This window comes from Rhodococcus sp. FH8, from assembly GCF_019266085.1.
GTDB lineage: Bacteria > Actinomycetota > Actinomycetes > Mycobacteriales > Mycobacteriaceae > Rhodococcus_F > Rhodococcus_F qingshengii.
Window position 1 is genome coordinate 281,971 of the sequence record NZ_LPNQ01000065.1, and the last position, 18,270, is coordinate 300,240.

Genomic DNA, 18,270 nt, shown 5'->3' on the forward strand with positions numbered 1-18,270 from the left:
AGATTCATGGAGGAAAGTGTTGTGGCACTGGAGCTCGGAACTCGACAGCTCGAGGGTGTCGGAGCGGTAGAGGTCTATTCGGTATCGCAGGACGATCCCTTGGCAGCTCCACTGATCGCGGAGTTGGCACTCGAATACAGTTCGCGTTACGGCGGGACTCGCGAAGCGATGCTCGATGATCTCACGACGTATCCGGCAGAAGAATTTGCCTACCCGCAGGGTGCGCTTCTGGTGCTCACCCACGACGGTCTGCCGATCGCCGGTGGTCCGTTTCGTCAATTCGATTCCACCACTGCCGAACTGAAGAGAATCTGGACGTCGGTCGACTATCGGAAGCGCGGCCTCGGCAAGGCCGTCGTTCGCGAGTTGGAACGAGAGATCGAACTTCGTGGATACAACCGTGTGTTTCTCACGACGGGTCCTCGGCAGCCGGAGGCCGTCGCGCTGTATCTGTCCAGTGGATACACACCGCTTTACGACGCTTCACTCTCGCCCGAAGAGGTGGGCGTCCACCCGTTCGAGAAACAACTTCGGGTGCTCGAAAATGTGACTCGAGCAGCAATTCCTACCGACCGGGTTGACAACACCCGGGTTTGACCTCGTACACTTGCGAACGACCATCCAGAGCGACCGAGAGACCTGGCTCATTGAAGTCGCAGCAACCCCCCGAGTGATCGGGTGCGGGTGCTACCGCCAGGACCGATGGAGGAACACGAAATGAAGGCAGTCGAAGGCGGTTTCGATACCGCCTGGTCGCGTCGTCACGTAGACCTGTGCCGCACCGCGGGATCTTTCTGTACCAACTGACCTCTCGGTCAGTCATTCACACTCAGGCGAGTCGTCGACAAGTCTGTTTTCTCTTCTCTCACAAGTGATTCGTGCTCGATCGCCTTTTTCGTCTCAGGCGACGGGTGCGCTCTTCGGCATGCCTCTTTAGGAGTTCTTGGTGTCTTCGCCCTCATTCGGTGCCCGCAAACGCGCGACCGTAATCGCCGGTATCGGTGCTGTCTCGGTTCTCGGCACCGTCCTCGCCGGCTGCAGCAGCGGGAGTGACAGTGCTGCCGACGCAGGCCCCGCCCAGTCCGGCGGAACCCTTCGCTACGGTCTGTCGCAGGCGCCGACGTGCGCCGATCCGGCCCAGGCCGGCAGTAACCAGACCGTGTATGTCACTCGGACAGTGGTGGATTCGCTTACCGATCAAAATCCCGACACCGGAGAGATCACCCCGTGGCTCGCCAAGAGTTGGGAGATCAGCCCCGACGCCGCTAGCTTCACGTTCGTCCTTCGCGACGACGCCACCTTCAGTGACGGCACACCGGTGACGGCGGATTCGGTGAAGAAGACCTTCGACTCGGTCAAGAACCTGGGACCGAACGCGTCGTTGGCGAAGAGTTACCTGTCCTCGTACACCGGTACCGACGTCGTAGATGCTCACACGGCGAAGATCAATTTCTCCGGACCCAATGTTCAGTTCCTGCAAGCAACTTCGACGCCACAGCTCGGAATCCTCGCCGATTCCACCACCGCGCTGGCATCCGAGCAGCGCTGCCCCGGTGCAGCGGTGATCGCCTCCGGACCGTTCGTGTACACCGACTGGCAGCAGGACAAGAGCGTCAAGATCGCCAAGCGTGCGGGATACAACTGGGCCTCGGATGCGGTCGCGCATCAGGGCGAGGCGTACCTCGATGGCGTCGACTTCACGGTGGTTCCCGAATCCGGTGTGCGGGCGGGCAGCGTGGCCTCCGGCCAGCTCGATGCGGTCAGCGATGCGCTTCCGCAGGATGCGCCGCAAATCGAGGGCGCGGGTGGACGAATCCTCACAAGGCCGAACCCGGGTGTGAGCTTCTTCTTCCAGCCCAACGTCAGTCGCGGCGTTCTCGCTGATCAGGCTGTTCGTCAGGCCATCATTCCCGCGATCAACCGCCAAGAACTCGTCGACACCGTTCTGGATCCGTCGTTCTTCCCGGCCACGAGCCCGCTGGCTCACACCACTCCGCTCTACAGCGACGAATCCAGTGTCGTGACGTACGACGCCGACAAGTCGGCGAAACTCCTCGACGCGGCTGGTTGGAAGACCGGCAGCGACGGTATCCGCGAGAAGGACGGGCAGAAGCTCACTTTCAGCGTCACCTTCAGTCCGGTGTTCTCGGGTAACCAGGCCATCCTCGAGCTCGTACAGCAGCAGCTCAAGAAGGTCGGCGTCGACCTGCAGCTCAACCTGGTCTCGAACGGTGAATGGACCGAGAAGGGAGTATCGGGTGATTACGATTCGCTGTATTACAACAGCACTCGCGCGGACGCCGACATCCTGCGGGCATCGTTCAGCACCGAGGGCCGCAACCTGAACCGTCGCGGCGCAGATCCGGAGCTCGACAAGGTACTCACAGACCAGCTTGCAGCCACGGACAACGGCCAACGCGGCGAACTGGTATCCACTGCACAGGAATTGATCCTCGACCGTGGACTCTCCATCCCGACCATCGAGCTCTCGCAGGCCATCGGCGCCGGGTCGAGTGTGCAGGACCTGAACTTCGAAGCCTCCTCACGCCTGCAGTTCTACGACGCATGGTTGTCGGGTAAGTAATCATGACTCGATACGTACTCACCCGACTGGGTCAGGCCGCAGTGGTCCTGTGGGCCGCCTTCACCATCTCGTTCGTGATTCTGTTCCTCCTGCCGAGTGATCCCGTCAGCATGGCTGCCGACTCGTCCGGTCAGGGTGTCGCAGTGGATCAGGCTGCGCTCGATCAGCTTCGGGCGCGGTACGGCTTGGACCAGTCGGTGTGGGTGCAGTACTGGACGTCGCTGACGAATGCTCTTCGCGGCGATTTCGGTACGTCCATCTCCACCGGTCAGTCGGTGACGGATGCCATCTTCTCGGCGCTGCCGAGCACTCTGGTCTTGGCAACCACCGCTTTGGTTCTGGCCGTGTTGTTCGGAGTGGCGATCGCGTTCTTCGCTACCTACACCCGCAGGCGGTGGCTCGCGAACCTGTTGTTCTCGCTGCCGCCGCTGGGTGTGGCAGTGCCCACTTTCTGGGTGGGCCTGATTCTTCTGCAACTCTTCTCGTTCCGTCTGCACATCTTCCCGGCATTCGGAGACAAGGGATTCGCAACGGTGATTCTTCCGGCGATCACCTTGGCGATCCCGACCGGCGCGGTGATCGCGCAGGTGCTCACGACCAGCCTGCAGTCGACGCTACGTTCGCCGCACGTGGAGACTGCGTACGCCAAGGGCGCAAGCCGTTGGCGCGTGCAGACCCGTCACGCGTTGCGACTGGCGAGCATTCCGGCATTCACCATTGCCGGTGTGCTGGTCGGCACGCTGCTGGCGGGCTCGGTGGTTGTGGAAACGGTGTTCTCCCGCGCGGGCGTCGGCCGTCTGACACAGACGTCGGTGATGGCGCAGGACATCCCGGTGGTGCAGGGAGTCGTTGTGTTCGCCTCTCTCGTGTTCGTGCTCGTCAACCTCGCGGTCGACCTCTTCTACCCCTTGATAGATCCACGGATCATCCAGACGAAGAAGAGTCACACCGAAAAGTCGAATACCGAAAGCTCGACCGATCTGGAGCCGGCTCATGTCTGACACATTGATCGAACCCCTACTCCTCGATCCGACCGTCGAGGCGAAGGCACCTGTTGTTTCGCGCCGAAAGTCCACGGCCATCGGCTGGATCCGAAAGCCCGGCTTGGTGATTCCGGTGTTGATCGTGTTGCTTGCCATCGGCTTTGCCGTCGCACCCGGATTCTTTGCCAGCGGCGATCCGTTGTCCGGTGTCCCGGCGGACAAACTGCAGGGCCCGAGCCTGGCTCACTGGTTCGGAACCGACAATCTCGGTCGTGACCTGTACACACGGTTCGTGCACGGCGCCGCGCTGTCCCTGACCGCAACCTTGGTGGCGGTCGGAATCGCATTGGTGGCGGGATCGATAATCGGTTTGCTCGCGGGCTTTGTCGGTGGCGTCGTCGACGCCGTGCTGATGCGCATCGTCGACGTGCTGCTGTCCATTCCGGCGCTGCTGCTCTCGTTGGCACTGGTGACCGCACTCGGCTTCGGCACCATCAACGTCGCCATTGCTGTCGGCGTCAGTATGGTCGCCAATTTCGCGCGAGTGATGCGTGCCGAAGTGATGCGGGTGCGCGGAGCTCAGTACGTCGAGGCCGCGTTCAGTTCGGGTGTGCAGTGGCTCGGTGTCCTGCGTCGGCACGTGCTTCCCAACTCCTACGCGCCGGTGGTCGCGCTGTCCGCTGTCGAGTTCGGGCAGGCAGTACTGGCGGTGTCGGCTCTGAGCTTCTTGGGATTCGGCGCCGTTCCGCCTACCCCGGAATGGGGATCGCTGGTATCCGAGGGACGTAATTTCCTCGCCAATGCCTGGTGGATGACCACACTTCCCGGTCTCGCGATTGTCGCCGTGGTCATCTCGGCACACCGTATCGGCCACGAGATCGAAAGGAACAACCGGCGATGAGCACGACCGAGGAACAGTTGCTTTCCGTCACCGACTTACAGATCGCCTACGGCGCCGAGCCCGCGGTATCCGGCGTGAGCTTCACCGTCGGTCGGGGCGAAGTAGTTGCGGTGGTAGGGGAATCGGGTTCCGGTAAGTCGACCACGGCCCACGCGATATTGGGTCTGCTCGCCGGCAGTGGCCACGTCACCGGCGGGACCGTCGAGTTCGAGGGTGAACAGATCGACTCGTATTCCGACCGTGCGTGGCAGCGAATCCGCGGCGCGCGTATCGGTTTGGTGCCGCAGGATCCGACGACCTCGCTCAACCCGGTGACGAGGATCGGTGACCAGGTTGCAGAAGTCCTCCGGATCCACGGCCTCGCAGACCGTCGCACAGCCCGGTTGGACGCCGTCGAGGTGCTCGAGCGCGCGGGTATCGACCGGCCGGAAATCCGAGCACGCCAGTACCCGCACGAGCTCTCCGGCGGTATGCGGCAACGCGTTCTGATCGGTATCGCGCTTGTCGCGAACCCGGCCCTCGTAATCGCCGACGAGCCGACCAGTGCTCTGGACGTCACGGTTCAACGGCGCATTCTCGACCATCTCGACGAGCGGATTGCCGAATCCGGTGCCGCCGTGCTCCTGATCACGCACGACCTGGGTGTGGCCGCAGACCGCGCGGACCGGATCCTGGTGATGCAGGGCGGCAGGATCGTCGAATCCGGCCGCACCGCGGATATTCTGGACAACCCGCGAGACGAGTACACGAAGAAACTTCTGAGCTCTGCGCCGAGCCTGTCCTCGGGACCAGTCGTTCGCCCGGTCCGCCAGGACACCAGCCCGCTGCTGACCCTGACGGGAATCACCAAGCACTTCAACGTCGGACGCGGGAGTTCGATCACCGCGGTGAACGAAGTGTCGCTGACTGTTCCGAGGGGTCAGACGGTGTCGCTGGTGGGGGAGTCGGGCTCCGGCAAGTCGACCACCGCACGCATTGTCGTGCGATTGGAGCAGGCGGATGCCGGCACCATCACCTTCGACGGCCAGGACATCACGAAGGTCAAGGGCAGCGACCTGCGTGAGCTGCGCCGAAGGATCCAGCTCGTGTATCAGAACCCCTATGCATCACTCGACCTGAAATTGTCCGTCCAGGACATCGTTGCGGAGCCGCTGCGGGCCTTCAAGGTTGGTGGACGCAGCCAGCAGCAGAGTCGTGCAGCAGAGTTGCTCGATCAGGTTGCACTTCCCGAGCAGTTCCTGAGCCGCAAACCGGCCGAACTCTCGGGCGGCCAGCGTCAACGGGTGGCGATCGCTCGTGCGCTCGCTTTGAAGCCGGACCTGCTCGTTCTCGACGAACCTGTGTCCGCTCTCGACGTCTCGGTGCAAGCGCAGATTCTGGCGCTACTCGACGAGTTGCAGCGCGAACTGGGCCTGACCTATCTCTTCATCTCCCACGATCTTGCGGTTGTTCGCCAGATCAGCGACGTCGTCGGCGTCATGCAGGCCGGGCGATTGCTCGAAATCGGTACTACCACCGAGATTTTCGACAATCCCCGAAACGAGTACACACGCACACTTCTCGACGCGATCCCCGGGCGGGATCATTCGACACGAAAGGCCGAACATGTCCGAGCGTAGTTCCGGAGCATTCCTGGTCGGTCTCGAATTCGAGGGCACCGGAGCTCATCCGTACTCCTGGCGACGCGAGGACTCACGCGCCGAAGATCTGTTCACACCGTCGTACTGGGTGGACCTGGTGGCCACCGCGGATCGGGGTGGGGTGGATCTGGCGTTCCTCCCTGACTCGTTCGGACTGCAATCCGAGGGCCAGCACGCAGTGCGGGGCAGATTGGAGGCGGTTGCAACTGCGGCGCGGCTGAGTGCTGTGACCTCGCGTATCGGCCTGATCCCCACTGCGACAGTCACGCACACCGAGCCGTTCCACATCTCCAAGGCCGTCGCGAGTATCGACTACTCGTCAGCGGGGCGGGCCGGCTGGCAGGTCGCGGTGTCCGACACCGCTGAGCAGGCGTCGTTGTTCGGCCGAAAGGCAGTGCAGGGCCCCGAGTCCGCGTGGGAGGAAGCGTCCGAGGCTGTCGAGGTGGTCAGTCGGCTGTGGGACAGCTGGGAGGACGACGCCGAGATACGGGACGCTGCGAGCGGACGATTCATCGATCGAGACAAGCTGCACTACATCGACTTCGAGGGAAAGAACTTTTCCGTCAAAGGGCCGTCCATCACGCCGCGCTCCCCGCAGGGGCAGCCGCTGATCGCCGTCGACGCGAGCAGGCCGGAGGCACGCGAACTCGCGGTTGCGCGCGGAGATCTGATTCGGATCTCGGCAACCGATCTCGCCGAGGCCAAAACTACGGCCAAGCTGGTCCACGCGAGTGCCGCCGCCCTCGGGCGCAGCGTCAGGGTTCTCCTCGACGTCGACGTGCTTCTCGGCGCTGATCGCGGAGCCGCCGACGACGCTCTGGCCGAACTCGAGGAATGGGCGGGAGCGCCGTACGCCCCGCACTCGCTGTTCTATCGCGGTGACAGTGCCGGCCTGACTGTCCTCCTTCGCGAGATCGGTGGGCTGGCCGGGGTCGACGGTGTTGTCCTGCGTCCCTTGGCTTTGGCTGCCGCAGTGGAGAAGATCGCGGCGGACGTGGTGCCGAATCTCAATCCGCGACCGACTACCGGCCCGACGCTGCGCGAGCGGTTGGGTTTCGAGTTGCCCGTCAATCAGTTCGCGTAGCGCGAGCAGAGAACAGGAACACCGATGACACAGAACAGGATTCGCAAGCAAGTTCATCTGGGCGCTCACTTCCCCGGCGTGAACAACACCACGGTGTGGACCGATCCGGCGTCCAAGAGCCAGATCGAGTTCAGCTCGTTCGAGCATCTCGCCCGCAGTGCCGAACGCGGATTGTTCGACTTCTTCTTCCTCGCAGAGGGTTTGCGCCTACGCGAGCATCAGGGCAAAATTCACGACCTCGACGTAGTCGGTCGCCCGGACACCTTCAGCATTCTCAATGCGGTTGCCGGTGTGACAACGCATCTCGGCCTGGCCGGGACGATCAACACCACGTTCAACGAACCGTACGAGTTGGCCAAGCAGTTCTCGACGCTCGATCATCTCTCCGACGGCCGCGCCGCCTGGAACCTGGTCACCTCCTCGGACGCCTTCACCGGCGAGAACTTCCGCCGCGGTGGCTATCTGGAGCATTCCGAGCGGTATGCACGCGCCAACGAGTTGGTCGACGCAGTACGGACGCTGTGGGACAGCTGGAGCATCGATCGTCCGATCGTCGACCGTGAGCGCGGTGTTTTCGCCACCGACCAGCAGGTCGGCCAGTTCCAGCACTCCGGTAAGCAGTTCGACATCGCCGGACGCTTCGAAGTTCCACGGAGTCCGCAGGGGCACCCAGTTCTGTTGCAGGCCGGTGACTCCGACGAAGGACGCGAGTTCGGCGCGGCCAAGGCCGATGCCATCTTCACCGGGCACGGAACGCTCGAAGCAGGCAAGGCGTTCTACGCCGACGTGAAGGGACGCTTGGCCAAGTACGGACGCACGCACGCAGACCTCAAGATTCTCCCCGCCGCCACCTTCGTCCTCGGTGACAACGCCGCGGACGCACAGGAGAAGGCATATCACATCCGGCGGCAGCAGGTCGGACCCCAGACTGCCATCGCTTTTCTCGAACAGGTTTGGGGCAGAGACCTTTCCCAGTACGACGCCGACGGCCCGTTGCCGAAGGAAGATCCGTCGGACGACGTCAACATCACCCGTGGACGCGTCCGCCACGTCAAGGATCCACGAGCGGTCGCAGATCAGTGGCGTGCCAAGGCCGAGGCCGAACACCTCAGCATCCGTGAACTCATCATCGAAGTGACTGCCCGCCAACAGTTCGTGGGTAGCGCCGCCGAGGTCGCTGCCGAGATCGACAGCTACGTCCAGGGCGACGCAAGCGACGGATTCATCCTCGTTCCCCACATCACCCCCGCGGGCCTCGACGAGTTCATCGACACCGTCGTACCGGAACTTCAGGACCGCGGCAGTTTCCGGACCGAGTACTCAGGAACCACCCTGCGCAGCCATCTCGGGCTGCGCCACCCGCACGAGCAGGCTGAAGGAGTCCGCGCATCATGACCGTTACCGACACTTCCACCAGTACCTTCACCGGCGATTGGAATGCCTGGCACGCCTCGCGCGACGCCACCTTCGGCGAACCCCTCGGCTGGCTGAGCCTGACTGCGTTGCATTGGCTGGTGGACACCGATTCCACCTTCGCGGACCTGCCCGGTGCATGGCGCGCCGACGCGAATGCCGTTGTCGTCACCGCGACGCCCGCAGACGACTTGTCGATCGACGGCGTCGCCGTGGACGGTTCGGCCACTCTGAATCCGATCGAGGGGGCGCCGGGACTGATCGTCAAGCAGGGCGCACGGTTGGTCGAGGTCATCCGCCGCACCGGCGAGGTGGCTCTGCGGATCCACGATTCGTCGGCCCCGGCATTGGCGCAGTTCAGTGGTATCCCGACCTTCGAGCCGAACCCGCAGTGGCGCATCGAGGGTGTCTTCACAGCTTTCGAGGAGGCTCGCACGGTGACGACGGGCGCGGTCGTCGAGCGCCTCGAGCATCATCACGACGCCCTAGGAACCATCAGCTTCGAACACGACGGTGCAACGTATACGCTGATTGCGTTCGCGGGCAAGGACAACGGCTTTCACATCCTGTTCACCGACGCGACCAGTGGTGTGTCCACCTACCCGGCCGCACGCTCGCTGCACGTGAGCGCACCTGAACCCGGTGGCGCGGTAGTCCTCGATTTCAATCGGGCGTCGAACCTGCCCTGCGCGTTCACCGATTACGCGACGTGCCCGGTGGCCCCCGCCGAGAACCGCCTGGCGTTCGCGGTGGAAGCCGGCGAGAAGACACCGGACACCCGCTACGAAAGCGGACCGAGGTGAGCGCGCCGCTGTCCGTACTCGACCTCTCGCCGATCAGTGAGGGCGGAACGGCCCGCCAGGCTTTGCGGAACTCGCTGGACCTCGCTCGTTCTGCCGAAGCGTGGGGATACAAGCGTTACTGGGTCGCCGAACACCACTTCGTCGGCGTTGCCTCTTCGTCGCCAGCAGTGCTTGTCGGGCTGATCGCGGCCGCCACCAACACCATTCGTGTCGGCTCGGCCGCCGTGCTGCTGGGCAACAACACGGCGGCTCAGGTGGTCGAGGCCTTCGGTACCGTCGAAGCGTTGTATCCGGGTCGTATCGATCTCGGTATCGGGCGCAGCGGACAGCGTCGGGTGGAGGCACTTCGCGCCGTCGCTGCCGGAACGCCTGCGCCGGCAGAATCGAAGCGAGAGAACGTCGTACGCGACGGCGTCGTGATCCCGGCACCCTTCGATCCAACCGGTCTTCTCACGTCACCGCGGTTGCAGGCGTCGTTCGAGGCATTGGCGTTTCCGGGCGCGCAGGCGCCCGATTTCGAGCAGCAGGTCGACGACATACGCTCGCTCCTGAACGGTACCTACAGAACCCGCGACGGCATCGAATTGCACGCCAGTCCCGGCGAGAATGCCGACGTCGAACTGTGGGTGTTCGGAAGCAGTGCGGGCCCCAGTGCCGAGCTCGCCGGACGACTCGGATTGCCGTTCGGTGCGAATTACCATGTGGCGCCCTCGAGTACGCTCGATGCCGTCGAGGCATACCGTGCAGCATTCCGACCGTCGGCAGTTCTGTCGGAGCCGTATGTCGTCGTCTCCGCGGATGTTGTTGCTGCGGAAGACGATGCGACGGCGAGGGAGTTGGCGTCGACCTTCGCGCACTGGACGCACAGCATTCGCAGCGGACACGGCGCCATCCCGTACCCCGATCCCGCGACAGCGCTCCCACTTTCCGACGCCGACAAAGCAGTGGTGGAGGATCGGCTGATCACGCAGTTCGTCGGTTCACCGTCTACCGTCGCCGACAGGCTCGACAGTTTGCAGAAGCTCACCGGAGCGGACGAATTGGTGATCACCGGGGTGACCCATCGGCACGAGGATCGTCTGCGCTCGTACGAGCTGCTTGCCAAGGAATGGGGACTACCCGCACTACTGGCAGCGTGAGTTTGCCTTGGTCCATTAGTGTCGAGTGATGTTTTCACCTCGAGATGCCCTTGCGGTTGCTCTTGACGTAGCGCGTGAGGGCATGGAGCTCGGGGAGATGCCGATCGGCGCAGTCGTGTTCGACGACGACCGTGTGCTCGGGCGGGCGTATACGCAAGAACGGGCACTCGGCCGACGGGTAGTCCATGCGGACCTTCAAGCGCTCTTGCAGGCCGACGAGGCTCTCGGATTCACTCGAGCGTCCGGTGAATTGACATTGGCGGTCAATCTCGAACCATGTCTCATGTGTATGGGTGCCGCGATCACGCTCGGTGTGACCCGGGTGTGGTTCGCTCTCGAGTCCCCGAACGACGGTGCGGCGGAACTCGTGCAGCTGTGGGCGCCGCCTGTGGAACTTCCGTTTTTCCGTAAGCCGCGTGAAGTCCTCGGCGGCATCCGCCGTGACGAAGCGCGAAATCTGTTCGCTGAATACGCCACCGGCACTGGCCCCGCCGGGATGCGGGACTGGGCGCGCAGTCTCACCTGACGCCATGGCTTGTAAGGAGGGCCGTGAGGCTCACGCCCCGATAGCGCCCGCGATCATCGGCCACGACGCGCGCATGTCGGCTTCGAAGAGCCCCCAGGTGTGGGTGCCTTCGGGTCGGAAGCTGAACGTCGCGGGAATGCCGAGCTGACCGAATCGCCCCTGCAGGGCAGCGGTGCACATGTTGGTGATGCCTTCGAGGACCGCGCCGGGAACGACGCCGGCGGCCATCGCCAGCGAGTTGATTCCGTCCACCGGGCCGGGGAGGCCGTTGCCGGTCGAGATGAACAGCGCTGTGCCACGCAGTTTCTCGGCGTTGATCAACGGGTCGTGCGCCGCCCACTGCGGGCTACCCCACGGCCCCCACATGTTGGCCGCGTTGCCGCCGCCGAGTATCTCGACCATCGAGCGCACCGCTGCCTGGCCGAGCGGGTCGCCGGCGCGCGGACAGCCGCTGTACGAGCCGACTGCGCGGTAGGTGCCCGGCGACTGGATCGCGAGGTCCAGAACCGGTCCGCCGGCCATCGACACACCGCCGAGTGCGTTGACACCGGTCGTGTTGTACCGAGCGTTGACCGCCGCCGGTAGTTCCTTGGTGAGGTACGTCTGCCACTTGTTGCGGCCCAGCACCGGATCGTCGGCGTTCCAGTCGGTGTACATGCTGAACTTGCCGCCGACCGGCATGACCACGTTGACGTGTTTGTCGTCGAAGAAGTCACGAACTCCGGTGTTGTTGAACCACGAGATCCCGTCCTCGCCGCCGCCGACACCGGTCAACAGATAGAAGGTCGGGGCCGGGCCTCCTCCGGCCGGCGAAATCACGTCGTTGGCGATCCAGCGGTCCATCGAGGGGGAGTAGACGTCGATGCGACTGACCACGGAATCCGCGCTCGCGGTCGGCGCGCTGAGGCCGAGAAAGCCGGCGGCCATGGCCACCGCCATCGTCAGCCGAACCGTGAAACGACGTGTCTTCATATTTCCCCCCAGGCGCAAGCCGGACAGCGTATTTGTGCCTTCCAACAGTGGCACAATGCGAAGAGGAGTGACGAATGTCCGGGTAACAGTCGTATAAGAAGATGGAGACAATTGCGTGGGATCGCAGTCGCACCACCCCGAATCCGACGTGATTCGGCTGGCCTTCGGGCTGGCCGCGATCACGGCTGGTGCGGCGCGCAGAACCGCTGGTCTCGCACTTGATTCCGTGCAGCGGATCCCTGTCGTCGGTGACGCACTCGACGGCGCGATCACCCAGGTCACCACTCGCGGCACGGAAGCGATGCACTCGACCGTGGAGTTCGCCGACTCGACCTTGCGGACGGTGATCAAAGCTGTCGTCGACGCTGCTCTGTCCGAAGTCGACATCACCAAGATCGTCGTCGACCACGTGGACATCGACAAGATCGCCGAGAACATCGACGTGGACAAGATTGCCGAACGGGTCTCGCTCGAACCGATCATCGACCGGGTCGACGTGGACGAGATCGCAAGCCGCCTCGACGTCAAAGCGGTGATCGATCGCCTCGATCTCGACGGGATAGTCGACACGGTCGACCTCGAACGCCAGGTCAACCGCATCGACCTCGTCAAGATCGCCGACCAGGTCATCGAGGGCGTCGACCTGCCCCAGATGATTCGTGAATCGACCGGTTCACTCTCCACGGAAGCCGTGCACGGAGCTCGAGTGCAGGGCATGCAGGCGGACGACGCTGTCGCCGGCTTCGTCGGGCGACTCTTCGGCCGCGACAACGCACCGTCATCAGATAAACCGTCACCAGAAAAACCGTCGACAGAGACCGATCCGAAGACGAACGCAGGCGAACGCTAGTGGCCCAGGAGAGTTCCGGCCCAGCCGGCATCGTCACCCGTGGACTCGCCGGACTGATCGACCTGGGCGTCGTCCTGCTCCTGATGGGTTCCGTGTACGTGGGCTTCGCCTTCGTCCGACTGCTCTTCTCGCCACAGAGTTTCACTTTCTCGGAACCGGGAATCTTCCTGTCCACGACGGCATTTCTCGGTGTCTCGGTGGCGTATCTGACCGCCTGCTGGGCGACCACCGGTCGGACCGTCGGGTCCCTCGTGATGGGGCTGCGGGTGATCACGTCCGGGCATCGCCTCGTGCGCTGGCCGTTGGCCTTCATCCGTGCGGTGCTCTGCGTGCTCTTCGCCTTCGGATTGCTGTGGTCGGCGGTCGATCGACGACGACGTTCGTTGCAGGACATCGTTCTGCGCACCGAGGTCGTCTACGACTGGCGTCAGGACCCGGATCTGGTGGCACCGCACGGAGGTGAGCACGCATGAGTGAACCGAACCGCCCGGACGAGCGCTTCACCCTTGCCAGCGAGCGCACCTTCCTCGCCTGGATGCGTAGCTCACTCGCCCTGCTGGCCGGAGGCATCGCCGTCGTCCAATTGGTACCGGAATGGAGTACCGGGTGGGTTCGCACGACTCTCGGTCTGACCCTGATCGCACTCGCGGCGGCAGCCGCACTGGTAGGTATGCGACGCTGGCTACAGGTGAAGAAGGCGCTCGAGGACGGAGCGGCGATGCCGGAACCGCACGCTTTGTGGCTGTTTGCACTGGCACTGGCCGGGGTTGCCGTCGCAGCCGGCGTGGCAACGGTGGTCACCAGCCTCGCTCGCTGAGATACGCAGAGAAGTCCGAGCGGTGTCTGGATAGTCTGCAAAGAACGTGAAGCATGTCAGAGAAGTAAACGAAACAGACGACAAGGGAGTGCACGGTGGCGCAGGAACTCAAGCTCGGATACAAGGCATCGGCTGAGCAATTCGGCCCTCGCGAACTGGTAGAGCTGGCAGTTCTGGCAGAGCAGCACGGCATGGATTCCGTTGCGGTGAGCGATCATTTCCAGCCGTGGCGCCACAACGGTGGCCACGCACCGTTCTCGCTCGCCTGGATGACCGCCGTCGGTGAGCGCACCGAGCGCGTGCAGATCGGCACGTCCGTGATGACGCCGACGTTCCGCTACAACCCGGCAGTCATCGCTCAGGCGTTCGCGACGATGGGATGTCTCTACCCGGGACGCATCATGCTCGGCGTCGGCAGTGGTGAGGCTCTCAACGAGATCGCCACCGGCTTCCAGGGCGAGTGGCCCGAGTTCAAGGAACGCTTCGCGCGGCTGCGTGAGTCCGTGCGGTTGATGCGTGAGCTGTGGCTGGGCGATCGTGTCGACTTCGAAGGCGAGTACTTCACCACTCGGGGCGCGTCGATCTACGACGTTCCCGAGGGCGGCATTCCCGTGTACATCGCGGCCGGCGGACCCGTTGTCGCCCGATACGCGGGACGTGCCGGTGACGGCTTCATCTGCACCTCCGGAAAGGGCATGGAGCTCTACACCGAGAAGCTGCTTCCAGCCGTTGCCGAGGGCGCAGCCAAGGCCGAGCGCGACGTCGCCGACATCGACAAGATGATCGAGATCAAGATCAGCTACGACACCGATCCGGAGGCTGCACTCGAGAACACCCGCTTCTGGGCTCCGCTGTCCCTGACGCCGGAGCAGAAGCACAGCATCGAGGATCCGATCGAAATGGAAGCCGCTGCCGACGCTCTGCCCATCGAGCAGGTGGCCAAGCGCTGGATCGTCGCTTCCGATCCGGACGACGCCGTCGAGCAGGTCAAGGCCTACGTCGATGCCGGTCTCAATCACCTGGTGTTCCACGCACCGGGCCATGATCAGCGCCGGTTCCTCGAACTGTTCGAGCGTGACATCGCGCCTCGCTTGCGTGCTCTGGGCTGATCCTCGAGATCAACTGAACGGTGTCTGCCACTCGACGTGTGGCAGGCACCGTTCGTCTTTCTCGTAGCCGCCGGTTGTCGGCACGAGCGTGAGCGTGACCACGATCAGTGGCAAGGTGGGCGGCGGCCCACACTAGGCTGTTGGGCATGCCAGAAGCGCCCGCTGCCGTGTCGAGTGTCTACGTTGCCTCTCCTGAAGGTGACACCGGAAAATCCACCATCGCGCTTGGCGTGCTGCAGATGCTGTGCGCGACCGTCGCCCGGGTCGGTGTCTTCCGCCCGATCGCCCGCTCTACCGAGGAAACCGACTACATCCTCGAACTGCTGCTCGAGCACACCACCGCCGATCTCTCCTACGCCGACGCACTCGGCGTCACCTACGAGCAGGTTCACGCCGATCCTGAAGCCGCGCTGGCCGACATCGTCGCGAAGTACCACACCGTGGCCGAGCAGTGCGACGCCGTCGTCATCATCGGAAGTGACTACACCGACGTAGCAAGCCCGAGCGAGCTGAGCTTCAACGCCCGCATCGCCGTGAACCTCGGCGCGCCGGTTCTGCTGGCGGTACGCGGCGCTCGGCGCAGTGTCGAGGAGGTCGCCCAGCTCGCGCATCTATGCGCCGCCGAGTTGGCCGCCAACCACGCTCATCTGCTCGCCGTCGTCGCCAATCGTTGCGATCCCGACAAGCTCGACGAGGTCACCGCAGCGCTGTCCGACATCGGAGTTCCGACGTGGAGCCTGCCGGAGATTCCGTTGCTCGTCTCGCCCACGATGGCCGAGTTGATGGAGGCCACCGGCGGCGAGTTGTATTCGGGTGACCCGGAACTGCTGCATCGCGAAGCGCTCAAGGTGATGGTGGGCGGCATGACCGCGGAGCACATCCTCGAGCGTCTGGTCGAGGGCATGGTCGTCATCGCACCGGGCGATCGCTCGGACGTACTGCTCGCATTGCTCAATGCACATGAGGCGGAAGGATTTCCGTCGCTCGCGGGCATCATCATGAACGGCGGAATCACACCGCACCCAGCCATCGCAGCGTTGATGGCCGGCCTCAAACAGCGTCTTCCGATCCTGACGACAACCCTCGGTACCTTCGACACCGCAAGCGCCGCAGCCCAAACCCGCGGACGCGTGGCAGTCGGTTCGCAGCGCAAGGTCGACACCGCGTTGAGCTTGATGGAACAGCGCGTCGACGCCGACGTCCTGATGGACCGACTGGCACTGCCGATCCCGTCCGTCGTGACCCCACAGATGTTCGAGTACAAGCTGATCGACCGCGCTCGACGCGATCGCAAGCACATCGTCCTGCCTGAGGGTGACGACGACCGGATCCTCCGCGCGGCCGGCCGGTTGCTGCAGCGCCAGGTTGCCGACCTGACGATCCTCGGTGACGAACCCAGTGTGCGTCGACGCGCCGCGGAACTCGGCGTCGACATCAGTGGCGCGCAGGTACTCGCACCCGCGCAGTCCGAGTACACCGAGCGCTTCGCACAGGAATACACCGCGCTGCGTGCGCACAAGGGCATGACCATCGAGCGGGCCCGCGAGGTGATCGCCGACATCTCGTACTTCGGAACGATGATGGTGCACTTGGGAATTGCCGACGGCATGGTGTCCGGCGCTGCACACACCACCGCTCACACGATTCGACCCTCGTTCGAGATCATCAAGACCGCCCCCGGTGTCTCGACGGTCTCGAGCATCTTCCTGATGTGCCTGGCCGACCGCGTTCTCTCCTACGGTGACTGCGCCGTGGTTCCGGACCCGACGTCGGAGCAGTTGGCGGACATCGCGATCTCGTCCGCACAGACGGCGTCGCAGTTCGGGATCGATCCGCGCATCGCGATGCTCTCGTACTCCACCGGGGATTCGGGCAGCGGAGCCGACGTCGACAAGGTTCGCACCGCGACCGCTTTGGTGCGCGAGCGTCGACCGGATCTGTTGGTGGAAGGGCCCATTCAGTACGACGCCGCCGTCGAGCAGAGTGTCGCCGACAAGAAGATGCCGGATTCGCTGGTGGCGGGCAAAGCAACGGTGTTCGTGTTCCCGGACCTGAACACCGGCAACAACACGTACAAGGCAGTGCAGCGTAGCGCCGGTGCTATCGCCGTCGGACCGGTTCTGCAGGGACTGAACAAGCCGGTCAACGACCTCTCGCGTGGAGCGTTGGTCCAGGACATCGTCAACACCGTGGCTATCACGGCAATACAGGCACAGGGAGCGCAAGCGTGAGCGACGGCACCGTACTGGTCATCAATTCCGGCTCGTCATCCATCAAATTTCAACTCGTGCATCCGGATACGGCGGAATCGGTGGCGCACGGTCTCATCGAGCGCATCGGTGAGCCCGACGGACACATCGTCTACAACCACCGCACCGGAGTCGAAGACCGGAGCCTTCCGATCGCCGACCACCGCGCAGGTCTGAAGATGGTGCTCGACATCGTCGCCGAGGTCGGGCGGCCGCTGAGTGAGGCCGGAATCATCGCAGTCGGTCACCGAGTCGTGCACGGTGGTGACATCTTCTATTCGCCGACTCTCATCGACGACGGCGTCGTGAAAGCCATCGCGGATTTGTCGAACCTTGCGCCGCTGCACAATCCGGCCAACGTGATCGGTATCGAGGTGGCGCGCGAGGAACTGCCCGACGTTCCGCACGTCGCAGTGTTCGACACTGCCTTCTTTCACACACTGCCCGCGGCGGCGTCTACCTATGCGATCGATCGGGATGTGGCCAAGGCCAACCAGATTCGCCGGTACGGCTTCCACGGGACCTCACACGAATACGTGTCTGGACGGGTCGCGGAGTTCCTCGGCAAGGATCCCGCCGAGCTGAATCAGATAGTCCTGCACCTCGGAAACGGCGCTTCGGCCTCGGCAATCAAGGGCGGCAAGGCCATCGACACCACGATGGGCCTCACCCCGCTCGAGGGTCTTGTCATGGGCACCCGCAGCGGCGACATCGACCCAGGCATCATCTTGCACCTCAATCGCAACTCGGGAATGAAGGTCGACGAGATCGACGACCTCCTCAACCGGCGCTCCGGTTTGAAGGGACTGTCGGGAGTCAACGATTTCCGTGCCCTGCTCGCACTGATCGAGGGCGGCGACCAAGACGCACAACTTGCGTACGACGTTTACGTACACATGCTCCGTAAGTACATCGGCGCCTTCATCGTTCAACTCGGTGGCGTCGACGTCATCACCTTCACCGGCGGTGTTGGCGAGAACAACATCGACGTACGACGCGACAGCCTGGCCGGGCTTTCCCGTCTCGGTATCGAGGTCGACCCGGCTCTCAACGAGGCGAAGAGTCGCGACGAGCGTCGTATCTCCGCATCCTCGTCGGCCGTCGAGGTGCTGGTGGTCCCCACCAACGAGGAGTTGGCGATCGCCCGCGCGGCGAAGGCTTTGGTGGCCGCACTGTAGGTTTCTGCAGCACTGTAAGCCT

At 63.7% G+C, this 18,270-nt stretch carries 18 protein-coding genes and 1 riboswitch; of the genes, 17 read left to right on the forward strand and 1 reads right to left on the reverse strand.

Features of this window, described 5'->3' with window-relative positions:
- Positions 1–6: 6 nt before the first annotated feature.
- From ATN38_RS15685 to ATN38_RS15730, 11 genes are all read left to right on the forward strand, one after another.
- Positions 7–597 carry a GNAT family N-acetyltransferase gene (locus ATN38_RS15685; protein ID WP_218748227.1) on the forward strand — a complete coding sequence of 197 codons (591 nt, stop codon included), beginning with the start codon at positions 7–9 and terminating at the stop codon, positions 595–597.
- Positions 598–614: 17 nt separating this feature from the next.
- Positions 615–709, forward strand: a riboswitch (SAM riboswitch).
- Between the two features lie 8 nt (positions 710–717).
- Complete coding sequence (locus tag ATN38_RS33405) at positions 718–807, forward strand: putative leader peptide (protein ID WP_310504006.1); 90 nt, start codon at positions 718–720, stop codon at positions 805–807.
- 139 nt (positions 808–946) lie between these two features.
- Complete coding sequence (locus ATN38_RS15690; RefSeq protein ID WP_003944291.1) at positions 947–2,584, forward strand: ABC transporter substrate-binding protein; 1,638 nt, start codon at positions 947–949, stop codon at positions 2,582–2,584.
- A gap of 2 nt (positions 2,585–2,586) precedes the next feature.
- Positions 2,587–3,585 carry an ABC transporter permease gene (locus ATN38_RS15695; RefSeq protein ID WP_054186919.1) on the forward strand — a complete coding sequence of 333 codons (999 nt, stop codon included), beginning with the start codon at positions 2,587–2,589 and terminating at the stop codon, positions 3,583–3,585.
- Positions 3,578–4,468, forward strand: coding sequence for an ABC transporter permease (locus ATN38_RS15700; protein WP_042925872.1), 891 nt, complete (start codon positions 3,578–3,580; stop codon positions 4,466–4,468). Before ATN38_RS15695 ends, ATN38_RS15700 begins: the two co-directional genes overlap by 8 nt.
- Positions 4,465–6,087, forward strand: coding sequence for an ABC transporter ATP-binding protein (locus tag ATN38_RS15705; protein ID WP_218748229.1), 1,623 nt, complete (start codon positions 4,465–4,467; stop codon positions 6,085–6,087). The genes ATN38_RS15700 and ATN38_RS15705 overlap by 4 nt, the downstream gene beginning before the upstream one ends.
- Positions 6,074–7,192: an LLM class flavin-dependent oxidoreductase gene (locus ATN38_RS15710; RefSeq protein WP_054186920.1), complete on the forward strand. Its 1,119-nt coding sequence runs from the start codon at positions 6,074–6,076 to the stop codon at positions 7,190–7,192. Before ATN38_RS15705 ends, ATN38_RS15710 begins: the two co-directional genes overlap by 14 nt.
- A 24-nt stretch (positions 7,193–7,216) precedes the next feature.
- Positions 7,217–8,587 carry an NtaA/DmoA family FMN-dependent monooxygenase gene (locus ATN38_RS15715; protein WP_161120395.1) on the forward strand — a complete coding sequence of 457 codons (1,371 nt, stop codon included), beginning with the start codon at positions 7,217–7,219 and terminating at the stop codon, positions 8,585–8,587.
- Positions 8,584–9,408 (forward strand): DUF1684 domain-containing protein, encoded by an 825-nt coding sequence (locus ATN38_RS15720; RefSeq protein ID WP_161120396.1) that lies wholly within the window; start codon positions 8,584–8,586, stop codon positions 9,406–9,408. The genes ATN38_RS15715 and ATN38_RS15720 overlap by 4 nt, the downstream gene beginning before the upstream one ends.
- Positions 9,405–10,547: an LLM class flavin-dependent oxidoreductase gene (locus tag ATN38_RS15725; protein WP_161120397.1), complete on the forward strand. Its 1,143-nt coding sequence runs from the start codon at positions 9,405–9,407 to the stop codon at positions 10,545–10,547. Before ATN38_RS15720 ends, ATN38_RS15725 begins: the two co-directional genes overlap by 4 nt.
- A gap of 28 nt (positions 10,548–10,575) precedes the next feature.
- The gene (locus ATN38_RS15730; protein WP_073513513.1) at positions 10,576–11,073 is read left to right on the forward strand and encodes a nucleoside deaminase; all 498 of its coding nucleotides are present in this window, start codon (positions 10,576–10,578) and stop codon (positions 11,071–11,073) included.
- A gap of 30 nt (positions 11,074–11,103) precedes the next feature.
- Here the strand turns inward: ATN38_RS15730 and ATN38_RS15735 are convergent, their stop codons facing one another.
- Positions 11,104–12,045, reverse strand: coding sequence for an alpha/beta hydrolase family protein (locus tag ATN38_RS15735; RefSeq protein ID WP_003944347.1), 942 nt, complete (start codon positions 12,043–12,045; stop codon positions 11,104–11,106).
- Positions 12,046–12,160: 115 nt separating this feature from the next.
- On the opposite strand from ATN38_RS15735, the gene ATN38_RS15740 reads away from it, so the two are divergent.
- The 6 genes from ATN38_RS15740 to ATN38_RS15765 all read left to right on the forward strand — a co-directional run bounded on the left by ATN38_RS15740 (position 12,161) and on the right by ATN38_RS15765 (position 18,248).
- The gene (locus tag ATN38_RS15740) at positions 12,161–12,895 is read left to right on the forward strand and encodes a hypothetical protein (RefSeq protein ID WP_003944326.1); all 735 of its coding nucleotides are present in this window, start codon (positions 12,161–12,163) and stop codon (positions 12,893–12,895) included.
- Positions 12,895–13,368 carry an RDD family protein gene (locus tag ATN38_RS15745; protein ID WP_003944375.1) on the forward strand — a complete coding sequence of 158 codons (474 nt, stop codon included), beginning with the start codon at positions 12,895–12,897 and terminating at the stop codon, positions 13,366–13,368. Before ATN38_RS15740 ends, ATN38_RS15745 begins: the two co-directional genes overlap by 1 nt.
- Positions 13,365–13,712 carry a YidH family protein gene (locus ATN38_RS15750; protein ID WP_003944317.1) on the forward strand — a complete coding sequence of 116 codons (348 nt, stop codon included), beginning with the start codon at positions 13,365–13,367 and terminating at the stop codon, positions 13,710–13,712. The genes ATN38_RS15745 and ATN38_RS15750 overlap by 4 nt, the downstream gene beginning before the upstream one ends.
- A 95-nt stretch (positions 13,713–13,807) precedes the next feature.
- The gene (fgd, locus tag ATN38_RS15755) at positions 13,808–14,821 is read left to right on the forward strand and encodes a glucose-6-phosphate dehydrogenase (coenzyme-F420) (protein WP_161120398.1); all 1,014 of its coding nucleotides are present in this window, start codon (positions 13,808–13,810) and stop codon (positions 14,819–14,821) included.
- 146 nt (positions 14,822–14,967) lie between these two features.
- The gene (gene pta, locus ATN38_RS15760; RefSeq protein WP_042452123.1) at positions 14,968–17,052 is read left to right on the forward strand and encodes a phosphate acetyltransferase; all 2,085 of its coding nucleotides are present in this window, start codon (positions 14,968–14,970) and stop codon (positions 17,050–17,052) included.
- Positions 17,049–18,248: an acetate kinase gene (locus tag ATN38_RS15765; RefSeq protein WP_007726849.1), complete on the forward strand. Its 1,200-nt coding sequence runs from the start codon at positions 17,049–17,051 to the stop codon at positions 18,246–18,248. Before pta ends, ATN38_RS15765 begins: the two co-directional genes overlap by 4 nt.
- Positions 18,249–18,270: the final 22 nt, after the last annotated feature.

What these genes read in the sequence shown, in the direction of transcription:
- ATN38_RS15685 (WP_218748227.1), top strand. Translation starts at nt 7, where the DNA reads ATGGAGGAAAGTGTTGTGGCACTGGAGCTCGGAACTCGACAGCTCGAG.
- ATN38_RS33405 (WP_310504006.1), top strand. Translation starts at nt 718, where the DNA reads ATGAAGGCAGTCGAAGGCGGTTTCGATACCGCCTGGTCGCGTCGTCAC.
- ATN38_RS15695 (WP_054186919.1), top strand. Translation starts at nt 2,587, where the DNA reads ATGACTCGATACGTACTCACCCGACTGGGTCAGGCCGCAGTGGTCCTG.
- ATN38_RS15700 (WP_042925872.1), top strand. Translation starts at nt 3,578, where the DNA reads ATGTCTGACACATTGATCGAACCCCTACTCCTCGATCCGACCGTCGAG.
- ATN38_RS15705 (WP_218748229.1), top strand. Translation starts at nt 4,465, where the DNA reads ATGAGCACGACCGAGGAACAGTTGCTTTCCGTCACCGACTTACAGATC.
- ATN38_RS15710 (WP_054186920.1), top strand. Translation starts at nt 6,074, where the DNA reads ATGTCCGAGCGTAGTTCCGGAGCATTCCTGGTCGGTCTCGAATTCGAG.
- ATN38_RS15715 (WP_161120395.1), top strand. Translation starts at nt 7,217, where the DNA reads ATGACACAGAACAGGATTCGCAAGCAAGTTCATCTGGGCGCTCACTTC.
- ATN38_RS15720 (WP_161120396.1), top strand. Translation starts at nt 8,584, where the DNA reads ATGACCGTTACCGACACTTCCACCAGTACCTTCACCGGCGATTGGAAT.
- ATN38_RS15730 (WP_073513513.1), top strand. Translation starts at nt 10,576, where the DNA reads ATGTTTTCACCTCGAGATGCCCTTGCGGTTGCTCTTGACGTAGCGCGT.
- ATN38_RS15735 (WP_003944347.1), bottom strand. Translation starts at nt 12,045, where the DNA reads ATGAAGACACGTCGTTTCACGGTTCGGCTGACGATGGCGGTGGCCATG.
- ATN38_RS15750 (WP_003944317.1), top strand. Translation starts at nt 13,365, where the DNA reads ATGAGTGAACCGAACCGCCCGGACGAGCGCTTCACCCTTGCCAGCGAG.
- pta (WP_042452123.1), top strand. Translation starts at nt 14,968, where the DNA reads ATGCCAGAAGCGCCCGCTGCCGTGTCGAGTGTCTACGTTGCCTCTCCT.